The 13,384-nt window shown below is 71.8% G+C and carries 15 protein-coding genes; 6 read left to right on the top strand and 9 right to left on the bottom strand.

All coding sequences use genetic code 11. From position 1 onward, the window contains the following. Positions 1–9 precede the first annotated feature (9 nt). Genes HCN51_RS49650 through HCN51_RS49635 form a run of 4 tightly spaced genes read left to right on the top strand, consistent with a single transcriptional unit; the run spans position 10 to position 3,907 of the window. On the top strand, positions 10–1,044 hold the full coding sequence (locus HCN51_RS49650; protein WP_168019483.1) for an ABC transporter ATP-binding protein: 1,035 nt from the start codon (positions 10–12) through the stop codon (positions 1,042–1,044). Positions 1,045–1,077: 33 nt separating this feature from the next. Then, a complete protein-coding gene (locus HCN51_RS49645) occupies positions 1,078–2,277 on the top strand; it encodes an ABC transporter substrate-binding protein (RefSeq protein ID WP_168019481.1) in 1,200 nt (399 codons plus the stop codon). Next, positions 2,274–3,104 (top strand): ABC transporter permease subunit, encoded by an 831-nt coding sequence (locus tag HCN51_RS60695; protein ID WP_168019479.1) that lies wholly within the window; start codon positions 2,274–2,276, stop codon positions 3,102–3,104. Before HCN51_RS49645 ends, HCN51_RS60695 begins: the two co-directional genes overlap by 4 nt. Further along, positions 3,101–3,907, top strand: coding sequence for an ABC transporter permease subunit (locus tag HCN51_RS49635; protein WP_168019477.1), 807 nt, complete (start codon positions 3,101–3,103; stop codon positions 3,905–3,907). Before HCN51_RS60695 ends, HCN51_RS49635 begins: the two co-directional genes overlap by 4 nt. Before the next feature lie 5 nt (positions 3,908–3,912). On the opposite strand, the gene HCN51_RS49630 is transcribed toward HCN51_RS49635, so the two are convergent. The 8 genes from HCN51_RS49630 to HCN51_RS49595 all read right to left on the bottom strand — a co-directional run bounded on the left by HCN51_RS49630 (position 3,913) and on the right by HCN51_RS49595 (position 11,259). Further along, complete coding sequence (locus HCN51_RS49630; RefSeq protein ID WP_168019475.1) at positions 3,913–4,242, bottom strand: hypothetical protein; 330 nt, start codon at positions 4,240–4,242, stop codon at positions 3,913–3,915. Beyond that, positions 4,209–5,153, bottom strand: a complete 945-nt coding sequence (locus tag HCN51_RS49625) for a hypothetical protein (RefSeq protein WP_168019473.1) — start codon at positions 5,151–5,153, stop codon at positions 4,209–4,211. Before HCN51_RS49625 ends, HCN51_RS49630 begins: the two co-directional genes overlap by 34 nt. After that, positions 5,108–5,854 carry a beta-xylosidase family glycoside hydrolase gene (locus HCN51_RS49620; protein ID WP_206068819.1) on the bottom strand — a complete coding sequence of 249 codons (747 nt, stop codon included), beginning with the start codon at positions 5,852–5,854 and terminating at the stop codon, positions 5,108–5,110. The genes HCN51_RS49625 and HCN51_RS49620 overlap by 46 nt, the downstream gene beginning before the upstream one ends. A 111-nt stretch (positions 5,855–5,965) precedes the next feature. After that, positions 5,966–7,438 carry a sulfatase-like hydrolase/transferase gene (locus HCN51_RS49615; RefSeq protein WP_168019471.1) on the bottom strand — a complete coding sequence of 491 codons (1,473 nt, stop codon included), beginning with the start codon at positions 7,436–7,438 and terminating at the stop codon, positions 5,966–5,968. Then, entirely contained in the window at positions 7,435–8,403 is a 969-nt protein-coding gene (locus tag HCN51_RS49610; protein ID WP_168019469.1) for an aliphatic sulfonate ABC transporter substrate-binding protein, read from the bottom strand. Before HCN51_RS49610 ends, HCN51_RS49615 begins: the two co-directional genes overlap by 4 nt. 32 nt (positions 8,404–8,435) lie before the next feature. Further along, positions 8,436–9,215 (bottom strand): ABC transporter ATP-binding protein, encoded by a 780-nt coding sequence (locus tag HCN51_RS49605; RefSeq protein ID WP_168019467.1) that lies wholly within the window; start codon positions 9,213–9,215, stop codon positions 8,436–8,438. Continuing rightward, entirely contained in the window at positions 9,212–10,018 is an 807-nt protein-coding gene (locus tag HCN51_RS49600; protein ID WP_168019465.1) for an ABC transporter permease, read from the bottom strand. Before HCN51_RS49600 ends, HCN51_RS49605 begins: the two co-directional genes overlap by 4 nt. Further along, complete coding sequence (locus tag HCN51_RS49595; RefSeq protein WP_168019463.1) at positions 10,015–11,259, bottom strand: ROK family transcriptional regulator; 1,245 nt, start codon at positions 11,257–11,259, stop codon at positions 10,015–10,017. The genes HCN51_RS49600 and HCN51_RS49595 overlap by 4 nt, the downstream gene beginning before the upstream one ends. Positions 11,260–11,483: 224 nt before the next feature. Between HCN51_RS49595 and HCN51_RS49590 the strand changes: the two genes are divergently transcribed. Further along, entirely contained in the window at positions 11,484–12,281 is a 798-nt protein-coding gene (locus HCN51_RS49590; RefSeq protein WP_206068818.1) for a beta-galactosidase, read from the top strand. An 11-nt stretch (positions 12,282–12,292) separates the two neighbouring features. Here HCN51_RS49590 and HCN51_RS49585 read toward each other — a convergent pair whose 3' ends face one another. After that, complete coding sequence (locus tag HCN51_RS49585) at positions 12,293–12,622, bottom strand: putative quinol monooxygenase (RefSeq protein ID WP_168019461.1); 330 nt, start codon at positions 12,620–12,622, stop codon at positions 12,293–12,295. 143 nt (positions 12,623–12,765) lie between these two features. On the opposite strand from HCN51_RS49585, the gene HCN51_RS49580 reads away from it, so the two are divergent. Next, a partial coding sequence (locus HCN51_RS49580; RefSeq protein WP_346434085.1) for an ABC transporter ATP-binding protein occupies positions 12,766–13,384 on the top strand: 619 nt, incomplete at its 3' end.

Raw genomic sequence — 13,384 nt, 5'->3', positions numbered from 1 at the left:
TTTCAGGTTATGCCAGGCAGCGAGACAGCCGTCGGCTTACGCGGGCTGCGCAAGGAGTTCGGGCCGGTCACGGCCGTCGACGGGATCGATCTGGAGGTCCGCGACGGCGAGTTCTTCGCGATGCTGGGGCCGTCCGGATCGGGCAAGACCACGGTGCTGCGCATGATCGCCGGCTTCGAGCCGCCCACGGCCGGCACGATCGAGCTGGGCGGCGCCGACGTCACCCGGCTGGCCCCGTTCGAGCGCGACGTCAACACCGTCTTCCAGGACTACGCCCTGTTCCCGCACATGAACGTGCTGGCCAACGTCGAGTACGGCCTGCGCGTGAAGAAGGTCCCCAAGGCCGAGCGGCGCGAGCGGGCCCTGGCCGCGCTGCGCTCGGTGCGGCTGGCGGGCTTCGAGTCCCGCCGCCCGGCCCAGCTCTCCGGCGGCCAGCGGCAGCGGGTCGCGCTGGCCAGGGCGCTGGTCAACCGGCCGCGCGTGCTGCTGCTCGACGAGCCCCTGGGCGCGCTCGACCTCAAGCTGCGCGAGGAGATGCAGGTCGAGCTGAAGGAGCTGCAGCGCGCGGTCGGCATCACGTTCCTGTTCGTCACGCACGACCAGGAGGAGGCGCTGACGATGAGCGACCGCGTGGCGGTGTTCGACCGGGGCCGGATCGAGCAGGTCGGCACGCCCGCCGAGGTGTACGAGCGGCCCGCGACCGCGTTCGTGGCCGGGTTCGTCGGCACGTCCAACCTCATCGCGGGCGCCGCCGCCGAGAAGCTGCTCGGCCGCTCCGGCACCTACAGCGTGCGGCCGGAGAAGCTGCGCGTGGTGCCCGGCGCGGACGCCCCGGCCGGCCCCGACGAGCGCTCGGCGGCGGGCACGGTCGCGCAGGTCGTGTACGCGGGCCCCGCCACCCGGTTCGTCGTGGACCTCGACGCCGGCGGCCGGCTGATCGCCCTTCAGCAGAACCTCCAGGTCTCCTCCATGGAGGTGCTCGGCCTGAGAGGCGCCCGCGTCCGGCTCGTGTGGCAGCGGCGCCACGAGTTCGCCATCACCTGACCACCACCTCGCGACCCCGGAGGAGACAAGGCCATGCGACGGATCGGATCGGCCCTCGCGGCGGCGGCCCTCGCGCTCGCCGCCGCCTGCGGCGGCACCACCCCCACGACGGGCGCCCCCGCCCCCGGCCAGAGCGGGTTCGTCCCGCCCCGGCTGAGCGCCCCGCAGGCCCTCGGCACCGGCGAGGGCCGGGTCGACCTCGTCGCGTGGGCCGGCTACGTCGAGGACGGGAGCAACGACCCCAAGGTGGACTGGGTCACCCCGTTCGAGCAGGAGACCGGCTGCCAGGTGAACGTGAAGGTGGCCGGCACCTCGGACGAGATGGTCGCGCTCATGCGCACCGGCCAGTACGACGCCGTCTCCGCCTCCGGCGACGCCTCGCTGCGCCTCATCGCGGCCGGCACCGTCGCCCCGGTCAACACCAGCCTCATCCCCAACTACACCGACGTGTTCGACGGCCTGAAGAGCAAGCCGTGGAACTCCGTGAACGGCGTCCCGTACGGGGTGCCGCACGGCCGCGGCGCCAACCTGCTGATGTGGCGCACCGACACGGTCAGGCCCGCCCCCGACTCGTGGAGCGTCGTCTTCGACCCCGACTCGCCCTACAAGGGCAAGGTCACGGCCTACGACTCGCCCATCTACCTCGCCGACGCCGCCGTCTACCTCATGTCCACCCGCCCCGACCTCGGGATAAAGAGCCCGTACGCGCTGGACGACCGGCAGTTCCAGGCCGCCGTGGACCTGCTCAAGCAGCAGAAGCAAATCGTCGGCGAGTACTGGTCCGACTACACCAAGGAGATCCAGGCGTTCAAGAGCGGCGACTCGGTCGTCGGCACCACCTGGCAGGTCATCGTGAACGTGGCCAAGGGCGAGCAGGCCCCCGTCGAGGCCGTGCTGCCGAAGGAGGGCGCGACCGGCTGGTCCGACACGTGGATGGTGGCCGCCAGGGCCGCGCACCCCAACTGCGCGTACCGGTGGCTGGACTGGATCATCTCGCCCACCGCGAACGCGCAGGTCGCCGAGTACTTCGGCGAGGCGCCGTCGAACGCGAAAGCGTGCGCGGAGACCGCCGACCCCCAGCACTGCGTGACCTTCCACGCCACCGACGAGGCGTACTTCTCCAAGGTGCACTACTGGACCACCCCGATCGCCCAGTGCCTCGACGGCCGCACGAACGTCACCTGCAAGGACTACGCCGCCTGGACGCGGGCCTGGACGGAGATCAAGGGGTGAGCCGGGCCGGCGCCTTCCTGCACCGCAGGGCGGGGGTGCGCCTGGCGCTGCTGCTGTCGGCGCCGCTGGCCTGGCTCGGGCTGGCGTACCTGGGGGCGCTGGCGGCGCTGCTCGTCACCGCGTTCCACTCGGTGGACACCTTCACCGGCGCCCTGAACCGGACGTTCACCTGGGCGAACTTCCTGGACCTGGCGACCGGCGAGGTCTACCGGACGATCGTGCTGCGCTCGGTCGGGGTGGCGCTCGCGGTGACGGCCATCGACCTGGTGGTGGCCTTCCCCATGGCGTTCGCGATGGCCAAGCTCGCCGGGCCGCGCACGCGGCGCTGGCTGGTGATCGCCGTGCTGACCCCGCTGTGGGCGAGCTACCTGGTCAAGGCGTACGCGTGGCGGGTGATGCTGTCGTCCGGCGGGCTGCTCGGCTGGGGCTTCGGGCTGACCGCCACGGTGCTGACGCTGGCGTACCTGTGGCTGCCGTACATGATCCTGCCCATCTACGCGGGGCTGGAGCGGCTGCCCGGCTCGCTGCTGGAGGCCGCGGGCGACCTCGGCGCCCGCTCCTGGCAGGTCTTCCGTACGGTCGTGTGGCCGCTGACCTTCCCGGCCGTGATCGCCGGGTCGATCTTCACGTTCTCGCTGTCGCTGGGCGACTACATCGCCGTCAAGATCGTCGGCGGGCGGAGCCAGCTCATCGGCAACGTCGTCTACGACAACATCGGCGCCGCCGGCGACCTGCCGTTCGCCGCCGCCGTGGCCACCGTGCCCGTCGTCGTCATGCTCGGTTACCTCGCGGCCGTGCGCCGCACCGGCGCCCTGGAGAGCCTGTGAACCTGTCCCGGCCGGCCCGGCTGCTGCTCCGGCTCGCGCTCGCGGCCGGCCTCGCCGTCATCTACGTGCCGCTGGCCGTCGTGCTGCTCAACTCCGTCAACGCCGACCGCACCTTCGGCTGGCCGCCCGCCGGGCTGACGCTGCGCTGGTGGGGCGCCGCCTGGGCCTCCTCCGGGGTGCGCGACGCGCTGTGGACCTCCGTTCAGGCCGGGCTCGGCGCGACCGCGATCGCGCTGGTGCTCGGCACGATGGCGGCCTTCGCCGTGCAGCGCCACCGCTTCTTCGGGCGGCAGGCCGTCTCGCTGGTGATCATCCTGCCCATCGCGCTGCCCGGCATCGTCACGGGCATCGCGCTCAACAACGCCTTCCGTACCGTGCTGGAGCCGTTCGGGGTGGGGCTCGGGCTGTTCACCGTGGTCGTCGGGCACGCCACGTTCTGCGTCGTGACCGTCTACAACAACGTGCTGGCGCGGCTGCGGCGCACCGGGACCACCCTGGAGGAGGCGTCGGCCGACCTCGGGGCGGGGCCGTTCACGACGTTCCGGCTGGTGACGTTCCCCCTGATCCGGTCGGCGCTGCTGGCGGGCGGGCTGCTGGCGTTCGCGCTGTCGTTCGACGAGATCATCGTGACCACGTTCACGGCGGGGGCGGGGGTGCGGACGCTGCCCATCTGGATCTTCGAGAACCTCTTCCGGCCGAACCAGGCCCCTGTGGTGAACGTCGTGGCCGCCGCGCTCATCGTCGCCTCGCTGATCCCCGTCTACCTCGCCCAGCGGCTGTCGTCGGACGTGGGCACCCACTGACATCCCTAGGCCGGGCCGGCGACCTGGGCGGCCTGCTCGCGCAGCCTCAGGGCGCGGTGGCGCAGGCTCTCGGCGGTGGCCAGGCAGGCGTCCTCCAGGTCGTCCAGCTCCCCGCGCAGCCTGATCACCTGCGTGACGAACCGCTGCGCGGCCGCCCCTCGCCAGAAAGTCTCGTGATCGGACGGGCGCGCCGGCAGGCCCTCCAGCGCCTCCGGCAGCGCCCTGGCGTAACGCAGGAACGTGACGGCCAGCGCCTCCTTGTCGGCGGCCTCGCGGAGCAACTGGTCCCTGGTCGGCATCGTCAGCCGCCCGCGCTGCCCCGGACGTTCGCCCACGCCCGCTCCCGCAGCCCTTCCGCGCCCACGCCCGGCGTGAGCGCCGCGTCCAGCGCCTCCTGGAGGGCCGGGTCGCCGACGGCCAGCAGGGTCGCGCTCTCGCGGGGGTGCTCGGCCAGGAACTGCTGGAACGCCAGCGGGTTCGCGGCGAAGGCCGTGACGAGGGCGTGCACGTCGTGCGGCGGGTCCGGCCGGCCGAGCAGGGTGAGCGCGGCCTGGTTGAGGAACGTTCCGGACTGGGGGGCGAGCGAGACCAGCGCGCCGAGGACGGCCGGCGGGGCCGTCTCGGCCACCGCCTGCCACTCGTCCCCGAGCCGCCCGGTCCGCTCCCCGCTGGCGAAAGCCCTGGCCAGCAGCCCGGCACCCGAGCCCGCCGTGCTGTGCGCGCCGCTCGCGTCCTGCGGTGCGCCGGGCGTTCCGGCGCCCGCCTCGGTCAGGAGGCGCAGGGCGCGGACGAAGAGCTCAGGGCCGAGCGCCCCCAGGAGCGCCGCCGCGTAGGCCGGGTCGGCGACCTGGGCGGCGGCGGGGGAGAGCACCTGGTCGAGGGCCTGGCCGGTCGGGTCGGGGGTGGCGAGGGCCGTGCGGAGGGCGGCGGCCGTCTGCTCGGCCGCGCGCCGCGCCTCCGGCTCCGCGTCGAACGGGAAGGCCGCCGTCAGCAGGCCGCGCTCGCGCACCGGCACGAGCTGCTCCACCGTGTCGATGCGCCACTTCAGATCCCGCTGGGACTCGTCGAGGAACGCCCACGTGCGGTGCAGCGCCGTCGTGCCCTGGCGGCCGGCCCAGTCCTGGCCCGCTTCGGCGATCGCCGCGTCGAGCCCGGGCCGCGTCCGGCCCACGAACGCCTTCACCGCCTCCATCCGGCGGATCAGCTCGTGCGCACCGCGGGGGTCGATCCCCACCAACTCCCCCATGAACCCTCCCAAGAGGTCACCAGGCGGGAGTCAAGCACACCGGACGCACCGGAGGGGACACGTTTCGCAGAACGGGAATCGCCCCCGGTGACGGAAGCCACCGGGGGCTCGGGTCTCAGTCGCGATACGTCCGTACGTAGTCGAACGTAGTCGAACGCGGCGACCGCGCCCGTCCGGTTCATCGAGACGAGTCCGATCTTGAGCGGGCCCTTGGCGGGCAGCGTCCAGACGCCGTTGCGCACCCAGCGCTCGCCGCGGCTGGTGGCCGCGCGCACCTCGTTCGCGCGGTTGGCCGCGTCGTAGGGGTACGACAGCCGCAGCCACATCGTCTCCGCCGCGGGCCCGCCGAACATGGGCCCGTTGGCGACGGCGATCGGCGGCGTGGTCGTCGGCCGCTCGCCCTCCTCGCCGAACTCGCTCATCTGCAGCACGGCCCCGTTGCCCCGCTGGAGCGGCAGCGCGCTGTGGGCCATCTTGAAGTAGCGGTCGTCGTTCTCGTACAGCAGCAGCCCGGCCTGCTGGGCGGCCTGGGTGGGCGCGAAGCGCACCTTCGTCTCGACCGTGTAGTCGCCTTCCGGCGCCGGCCGCCACAGCACGGAGGCGGTGTTGTTGGCCAGGTGCAGCTCGGCGTTCTGGGTGCCGTAGGCGTACCAGAGGCCGTCCTGGGCGCGGATCATCGTGGGGTCGGGGAAGGTGTCCACGACTCCGGCCGAGACGGGGTGGGAGTAGGTCGGGGCCGCCTGTGCGGCGGCTGGCGGGGCGGCGGGGAGGGGGTGATCAGCCCCGCCGCGAGGGCGGCGGGGCCGAGGAGCTTACCCATCAACCAGTGTCTCTTTCTCGAACGAGCTCAGCGTCGGGTCGTAGTCGAGGGCGCCGATGTCGTACATGGGCGTCATCCAGTGGTAGAAGTTGTCGCCGCGCTCGCGCAGCAGGTCGTACAGCCTGCGCATGAGGCGGCGCCGGACGGGCGCCAGCTCCGGGTGGGTGTACCGGTTGCTCAGCTCGTGCGGGTCGGCGTGCAGGTCGTACAGCTCGTTGACCGACTCCGGGTTGACGACCAGCTTGTAGCGGTCGTCGCGGATCATGCGCTGCGGGTAGGGGAAGTGGTGGCCGTGGAACTCGGCGAGCAGCTCGCCCGGCCACTCGGGGTGCTCGCCGCGCACCAGCGGCACCAGGCTGCGGCTGTCCACGGCCGGCTTCGGGTCGCAGCCGGCCAGCTCCAGGATCGTCGCCGTGCAGTCGGTGAGCGACACGAACTCGTTCCTGACCTGCGGCGGCGCGCCCGGGATCCGGACGATGCCGCAGATGCGGTAGATGTCCTCGTACATCGCCGGGCCCTTGTCGTGCAGCCGGTGGGCGCCGGTGAACTCGCCGTGGTCGGAGGTGAAGAACACCGACGTCTCATCCGTCAGGCCCAGCTCGTCCATGCGGTCGAGGATGCGGCCGATCTGCTGGTCGATCAGCGTGACGTACCCCCAGTAGACCGCGATCAGCTTGCGGGTGATCTCGATCGGGATCGTGTCGAACGTCCAGTGGTCGCTGTAGTTGCGCTGCACCGGCGGCTTGCCCTCGAACGTCTCCGCGATCGACGGCGGCAGCTCGACCAGGCTCGGGTCGTACATGTCGAAGTACTCGTCCGGCAGCAGGTACGGCAGGTGCGGCCCGAAGAAGTGGGTGGCCAGGAAGAATGGCTTGCCCTCGGCCGCGTACCGCTCCAGGTGCTCGATCGCCCTGGTCGCCAGGTAATGCTCGAACGTGGCCTCGACCGGCTGGTGCAGCCGCGCGGCGAGCAGGTTGCCCTGGTTGCCGTTCGGCGTCGTGCCGCGGATCAGGCCGGAGATCCGGTACGGCGGCAGCCCCCGCTCCTCCAGGTAGGCGAGGTAGTCGGGGTGGTCGACCGGGTTGTGCCAGCCGGGCAGGTCGGGCCCGTCGAAGCCGTAGGAGGCGGCGTTGCGGCTGGTGCCGCCGTGCCACTTGCCGATCAGCCCCAGGTTGTAGCCGCGCTCCTTCAGCGCCTCGGGGAAGGTGAACGCGTCCTCGCGCAGGTCCTCCAGGTAGCCGACGTTGCGCTCGTAGTTCGCCAGCAGCCGGTGCCGGAACGGCGCCTGCCCGGTGAGCAGGCTGGCCCGCGCGGGCGTGCAGATGGCCGTGGGCGTGTAGAACCGGTCGAACCGCGTGCCGGTGGCGGCCAGCCTGTCGAGGTTGGGCGTGGCCACGTGCGGGTTGCCGTAGCAGCCCAGGGTGTCGACGCGGTGCTGGTCGGTCATCAGGAACAGCAGGTTCACTTGGTGAAGGCCTTCGTGTAGAGGTCGCCGGTGTAGTACGTCGCCGGGTCGGGCCTGGACTTGAGCTGGCCGGTGCCGACGAAGAAGTCGCCGAGGCTGTTGAGCCACTTGGCCACGGTGCCGTCCTTGGTCTTGTTGACCAGGTCCTCGGTGGTCATCACCTTGACGTTGGCGGCGTCGGCCTTGACCTTGGCCGCGTCCAGCTTGAGCAGCGCCGCCGCCTCCGTGATCGACTCCTCGTAGTGCGCGGCCCGCCAGTCGTTGGCCTCCTGCAGCACCTTGATCACCTTGTTGGTGAGCTCGCCGTCCACCTTCGTGCCGCCGACGAACGCGGTCGGGAACGAGCTGTCCGGCCACTCCTTGGTGCTGGCCAGCTCGGTCAGGTCCGGCACCTTCTGCTTGATGTTGTCGATCAGCGGGTACCAGATGCCGGCCGCGTCGATCTGCCCGGCGACGAACGCCGAGACGACGGTGGCCGGGTCCATCGGCACCTTCTGGATGTCCTTGACGCTCATGCCGGCCTTCTGCAGGGCCAGGTTGAGCACCATGTCACCGGACGTGCCCTCCGGCACGCCGACCTTCTTGCCCTTGAGGTCGGCGATGCTCTTGATGCCGGGCCGGCCGATGACGCGGTCGGCGTAGGCGAGCGTGTTGATGGCGACGACCTTGGCCTTGCCGGTGGCGGGCAGCCACATGGCGCCCGGGCCGATGTAGCCGAAGTCGAGGTCGCCGGCGCCGAGCGCCTGGATCTGCAGCGGCCCGTTCGTGAAGACCTTGATCTCGGGGGTGAGCCCCTGCTTCTCCCAGAGGCCCTGCTTCTGCGCGATCGCGAGCAGGCTGGCGCCGTTGTAGTCGCTGATGTAGCCGAACCGCACCGTGGAGCTGTCGTCGGAGCAGGCGGTGACGGAGAGTGCGAGCAGGCTCACCGCCGTGGCGGCCGTCAGGGCGCGGCGAAGAGAACGCATGGCGGATCAGTCCTTTCCGGGGGGTTGGGTTTCTAGGCCGCGGGTACGGCCGGAGCCTGGTGGTAGACGGCGTGCCAGACCTCGTTGCGGATCCGCCCGAACTCGGGCGACAGCCGCATCTCCTCGGTCCTCGGGTACGGCAGGTCGACGTCGACGACCTTGTGCAGGCGGCCAGGCCGGGCGGCCATCACGATCACCCGGCTGGCCAGGTACACGGCCTCGTCCACGTCGTGCGTGATGAACATGACCGTGCGCTGGTCCTTGCTCCACGTGTCGAGGAGCTGGTCCTGGAGCTGCACCCGGGTCAGCGCGTCGAGCGCGCCGAACGGCTCGTCCATGAGCAGCACCTGCGGGTCGACCGCGTACGCGCGGGCGATGGCGCAGCGCTGCTTCATGCCGCCCGACAGCATCTTGGGCAGCGCGTCGGCGAAGTCGGCCAGCCCGACCAGCTCGATCGCCCGCTGGGCGCGCCGCCGGCGCTCCTCGGCGGGCAGGTCCATGAGCTTGAGCCCGAACTCGACGTTCTTGCGCACGGTCAGCCAGGGGAACAACGCGTACTGCTGGAAGATCACCCCCCGGTCGGGCCCGGGGCCGTCCACTGGCGAGCCGTCCACCAGCACCTCGCCCGACGTGGGCTCGACCAGGCCGGCGGCCATGCTCATCAGCGTGCTCTTGCCGCAGCCCGACGGGCCCACGACGGTGACGAACTCGCGGTCGGCGATGTCCAGCGACACGTGGTCCAGCGCGGTGAAGGTGTCGTCCTTCAACGGGTACGTCTTGACGACGTCCCTGAACGAGATCTTGGCGTTCATCGGCGCTCCTGCCAGTTGGTGAGGCGGCGCTCGGCGAGCAGCAGCAGGCGGTCCATCAGCAGGCCGAGCACGCCGATGGCGATCAGGCCCACGAAGATCGTGGACAGGTCGTAGTAGAGCTGGGCCTGCTGCATCCGGAAGCCCAGCCCCTCCTGGGCGGCGATCAGCTCGGCGGCGACCAGCGTGCCCCAGGCCGAGCCGAGCCCGACCCGCATCCCGACCAGGATGAACGGCGTCGAGGCCGGCACCACGACCTTGAGGAAGATGGTGCGGTCGGAGGCGCCCAGCACGCGGGCCGCGTTGATGAGCGTCCTGTCCACGTCCACGACGCCCTGGAACGTCGAGACGACGCTGGACAGGAACGCCGCCAGGAAGATCACGAAGACCTTCGGCACCTCGCCGATGCCCATGAGCACGATGGCCAGCGGGATGATCGCCAGCGGCGGGATCGTGCGGAAGAACTGCACGTACGGCTCCAGCAGGCCGCGCGCGGTGGCGTACCAGCCCATGAGGAAGCCGACCGGGACGGCCAGCAGCGTGCCGAGCAGGAAGCCGACGAGCACCCTGCGCAGGCTGGCCAGCGCGTCGGTGAGCAGGGTGCCGTCGGCGATCAGCTCGCCCGCCTTGGCCGCCACCTCCAGCGGCCCCGGCAGCCCTTGCACGCCGACGGTGGCCAGCACCGTCCACACGACCAGGCCGATGACGACGGCGACGAGGTTGAGCGCGACGGCGCGCCGCGAGCGGCTGGGGGCGCGCCGGGCGGGCTGCGCCGGCGCCTTGCCCAGCGCGGTGAGCTGGGTCATCGGGACTCCTTGTCGGGGATCGGGTCCTCCGCGAGATCCGGGCCGGCCGGATAGCGGGAAAGCAGGGGGGATTCGTGCAGCACCAGGGCGATGCCGCCGAGGGCGCCGGCGACCTCGCCGAGCGTGGCGCGGCGCAGGCTCACCCGGTGCCGGGAGACCGGCATGACGTGGTCGCGCAGCGCCCGCTCGATCGGCGCCACCAGCGCCTCGCCGGTCTCCGCCAGCTCGCCGCCGATCACGATCACGCTCGGGCCGATGGCGTTGCACAGGGCCGCCAGCACCTCGCCGATCCGGGCGCCGACGCCGCCGAGCAGGGTGAGCGCCGCCCGGTCGCCCGCCCGGACGGCCTTGACCAGCTCCGGCACGTCCGCGGCCCGGCCGCCGGCGGCGCGGTAGGCGTCGAGCACGGCCCTGATCGAGGCGACGGTCTCCAGGCAGCCGGTGCCGCCGCAGTCGCAGCGGGCGCCGCCCGGCTCGACGGTGATGTGGCCGAACTCGCCGGACAGCCCGTACGCGCCGCGGTGCAGCGACCCGCCGACCACCAGGCCGCCGCCGACGCCGTGCGACAGGCGCAGGTACAGCACGTCCTGCCCGCCCGCGGCGGCGCCCCAGATGCTCTCGCCCAGCGCGGCCAGCCGGGTGTTGTTGTCCAGCAGCACCGGGACGCCGAACCGCTCGCGCAGCAGCACCTGCGCGGGATGCGGCTCGGGCTGGTCCCTTCCCTCCTCGGCGTGCCGGTCTTCCTCACCGGCGTGTTGAGAGCCCACCACGCCGACCACGCCGACGCCGATCGCGTCGAGCGCGCCCAGCCGCAGCGCGCCCGTGCCGGTGCCGGTGAGCGAGCCGACGAGCCGTACGGCCAGCTCGACCCGCTGCTCCCACGGCAGGTCGGCGTCGTGCGGCTCGCTGGCCGAGCCGACGACCTCGTGCGCCAGGTTGACGGCGGCGACGTGCAGGGCGCGGCGGGCGAAGTCGATGCCGATGGCCTGGCCGGCATCGGGGTTGAGGGTCAGCGTCTCGGCCGGCCTGCCGCGGCCGCGCGGTGCCTCCTGGGAGGTGGCGGTGACCACGGCGCCGCTGGCGACGAGCTCGGCGAGAATGTCGTAGAGGGTCGTACGGGACAACCCGCAACGCTTGCCCAGCTCGCCCCGGCTGAGGGGGCCGTGCTTGCGCAGCAGCCCCAGCACGAGCTCTTCGTGCCCGCGCCGGAGCTGTGACAGGGGGCCACGGGGGTGTGACATGACGGAGAGTCTGCCGACGTGCGGTGTTTTTCGTCAATAACCCGGAAAAAAACTTACCCGTGCTGACATCGGGCCTGTGAGCTGCGAGGACAGGCCCGAGCGGGGTTCCGTGCCCGTCGTAACGTTCGCGTAACGCCCGGCGATGATCGTTTCCCGCGGCCCTCGTCGCGCCCGCCCGCGCCGGCAGCGCGCCCGAGGTCACCTACGACCGGTACTCGCTGATCGTGAACGGCCGCCGGATCGTGCTCCAGTCGGCCGAGTTCCACTCCTTCCGGCTGCCCAGCCAGGAGCTGTGGCGGGCCGTGATGGAGAAGCTCAAGGCCGCCGGCTTCAACGCCGTCTCGCTCTCCTTCTCCTGGGCCTACCACTCGCCGGCGCCCGGCACGTACGACTTCACCGGCGTCCGCGACGTGGACCGGCTGCTGCGCACCGCCCACGAGGCCGGCCTGTACGTGATCGCCCGGCCAGGGTCCTACATCAACGCCGAGAGCACCGGCGGCGGCTTCCCCGCCTGGCTCAAGACCGTGCCGGGCCGGGCCCGCAGCTTCGAACCCGGCTACCGCGAGGCATACCGGGAGTGGCTGCACCGGATCAACCCGATCATCGCCCGCCCCCAGCTCCCGCGCGGCGGCCCGGTCATCCTCTACAACGCCGAGAACGAGTACCGGGTCGGCACCGACGCCGCCTACATGCAGGACATCCAGGACCAGGCCAGGGCCGACGGCATCACCGTGCCCATCACCACCAACGACTGCTGCGACGACTCCCGCTGGAGGTCCGCCGACCACACCACGACCACCAGCCCGCACCCGCCCAAGACCCTGCCCGTCCTGTACGCCGACGACTACGGCTACCACTACGGCAACGTCATCGGCCCGCAACGCGCGTTCTCGCTCCCGGCCGGGATCCTGACCGGGCACGGGACGAACACGCTGGCCCTGGCCGTCACCGCCGAGCAGCCGGTGACCGGCCCGGGCCCGCTCACCCTGTTCGCCTACGGCGACGTCCGCGGCGGCCCCTGAACGCCGCCGGGTCAGCCCTTCGGCACGGCCATCTCGCCCAGCTCGGACCAGTCGTCCTGGTCGAGAGTGGTGTTGACGATGCGCGGCGTCTCGGCGAGGTGCTGCGGCAGCTCCTGCTGGGCCTGCTTGAAGTGGGCCGACCGCACGTGCGCCGCGCCCGCCTCGCCGTCCCTGAACGCCTCGACCAGGACGTACTCGTTCGGGTCGTCGAGGCTGCGCGACCAGTCGAACCATAGGCAGCCGGGCTCGGCGCGGGTGGCCGCGGTGAAGGCGGCCGTGATCTCGGGCCAGCGGTCGGCGTGCTCGGGCAGGACGCGGAACTTCGCGGTAATGAAGATCATCTCAAAACGATCCTTCGCTGGTCGGCGGCATGACGGAACGAGACTATCGGCCAATTCTCTAGTTATCCTGTAGGAAATGTTGACTTCATGCCCCGGGGGCTCGTACCTTCGTACGCATGGGCCTCCATCTCAGCCTCCGGAAGGTGAGCAAGACGTTCCACGGCGACCGGCCGCACACCGCGCTGTCCGAGCTCGACCTGGACGTGCGCGCGGGTGAGCTGCTCACCCTCGTCGGCCCCAGCGGTTGCGGCAAGTCCACCCTCTTCGCCCTCATCGCCGGCCTCACCGAGCCGACCACCGGCGAGATCCGCATCGGCGGCGCCCCCGTCACCGGCCCCGCGCTCGACCGCGGCGTGGTGGTGCAGCAGTACACGCTGTTCCCGTGGCGCACGGCGCTCGGCAACGTGGAGTTCGGGCTGGAAGGTGAAGCTGGGACGAAACGGGAGCGAGCGCGTGAACTACTCGCTCTTGTGGGGATGTCCGGATATGAGGAGTGTTATCCGCAGGAGCTGTCCGCCGGCCGGCGGGAGCTCGTGGCGCTGGCCCGCAGCCTCGCCTTCGCGCCGGGGGTGCTGCTCATGGACGAGCCGTTCGCGGGGCTGGACCGGCGCACGCGGGAGTGGGTGGGGGAGGAGTTCGTCCGGATCGTGGAGCGCACCGGCAGCACCGCCGTGCTCGCCACGCACGACGTCGGCGAGGCGGTGCGGGTCGGGCGGCGGGTCGCCGTGATGACCCCGGGGCCCGGACGGATCAAGGAGATCG

Source organism: Nonomuraea composti, from assembly GCF_012034275.1.
GTDB lineage: Bacteria > Actinomycetota > Actinomycetes > Streptosporangiales > Streptosporangiaceae > Nonomuraea > Nonomuraea composti.
This window is presented reverse-complemented; position numbering and strand designations above follow the sequence as displayed.

Coding starts and splice junctions, on each gene's coding strand:
- HCN51_RS49645 (WP_168019481.1), top strand. CDS start 1,078: ATGCGACGGATCGGATCGGCCCTCGCGGCGGCGGCCCTCGCGCTCGCC.
- HCN51_RS49610 (WP_168019469.1), bottom strand. CDS start 8,403: ATGCGTTCTCTTCGCCGCGCCCTGACGGCCGCCACGGCGGTGAGCCTG.
- HCN51_RS49625 (WP_168019473.1), bottom strand. CDS start 5,153: ATGGGGGAGTTGGTGGGGATCGACCCCCGCGGTGCGCACGAGCTGATC.
- HCN51_RS49605 (WP_168019467.1), bottom strand. CDS start 9,215: ATGAACGCCAAGATCTCGTTCAGGGACGTCGTCAAGACGTACCCGTTG.
- HCN51_RS49600 (WP_168019465.1), bottom strand. CDS start 10,018: ATGACCCAGCTCACCGCGCTGGGCAAGGCGCCGGCGCAGCCCGCCCGG.
- HCN51_RS49650 (WP_168019483.1), top strand. CDS start 10: ATGCCAGGCAGCGAGACAGCCGTCGGCTTACGCGGGCTGCGCAAGGAG.
- HCN51_RS49595 (WP_168019463.1), bottom strand. CDS start 11,259: ATGTCACACCCCCGTGGCCCCCTGTCACAGCTCCGGCGCGGGCACGAA.
- HCN51_RS49585 (WP_168019461.1), bottom strand. CDS start 12,622: ATGATCTTCATTACCGCGAAGTTCCGCGTCCTGCCCGAGCACGCCGAC.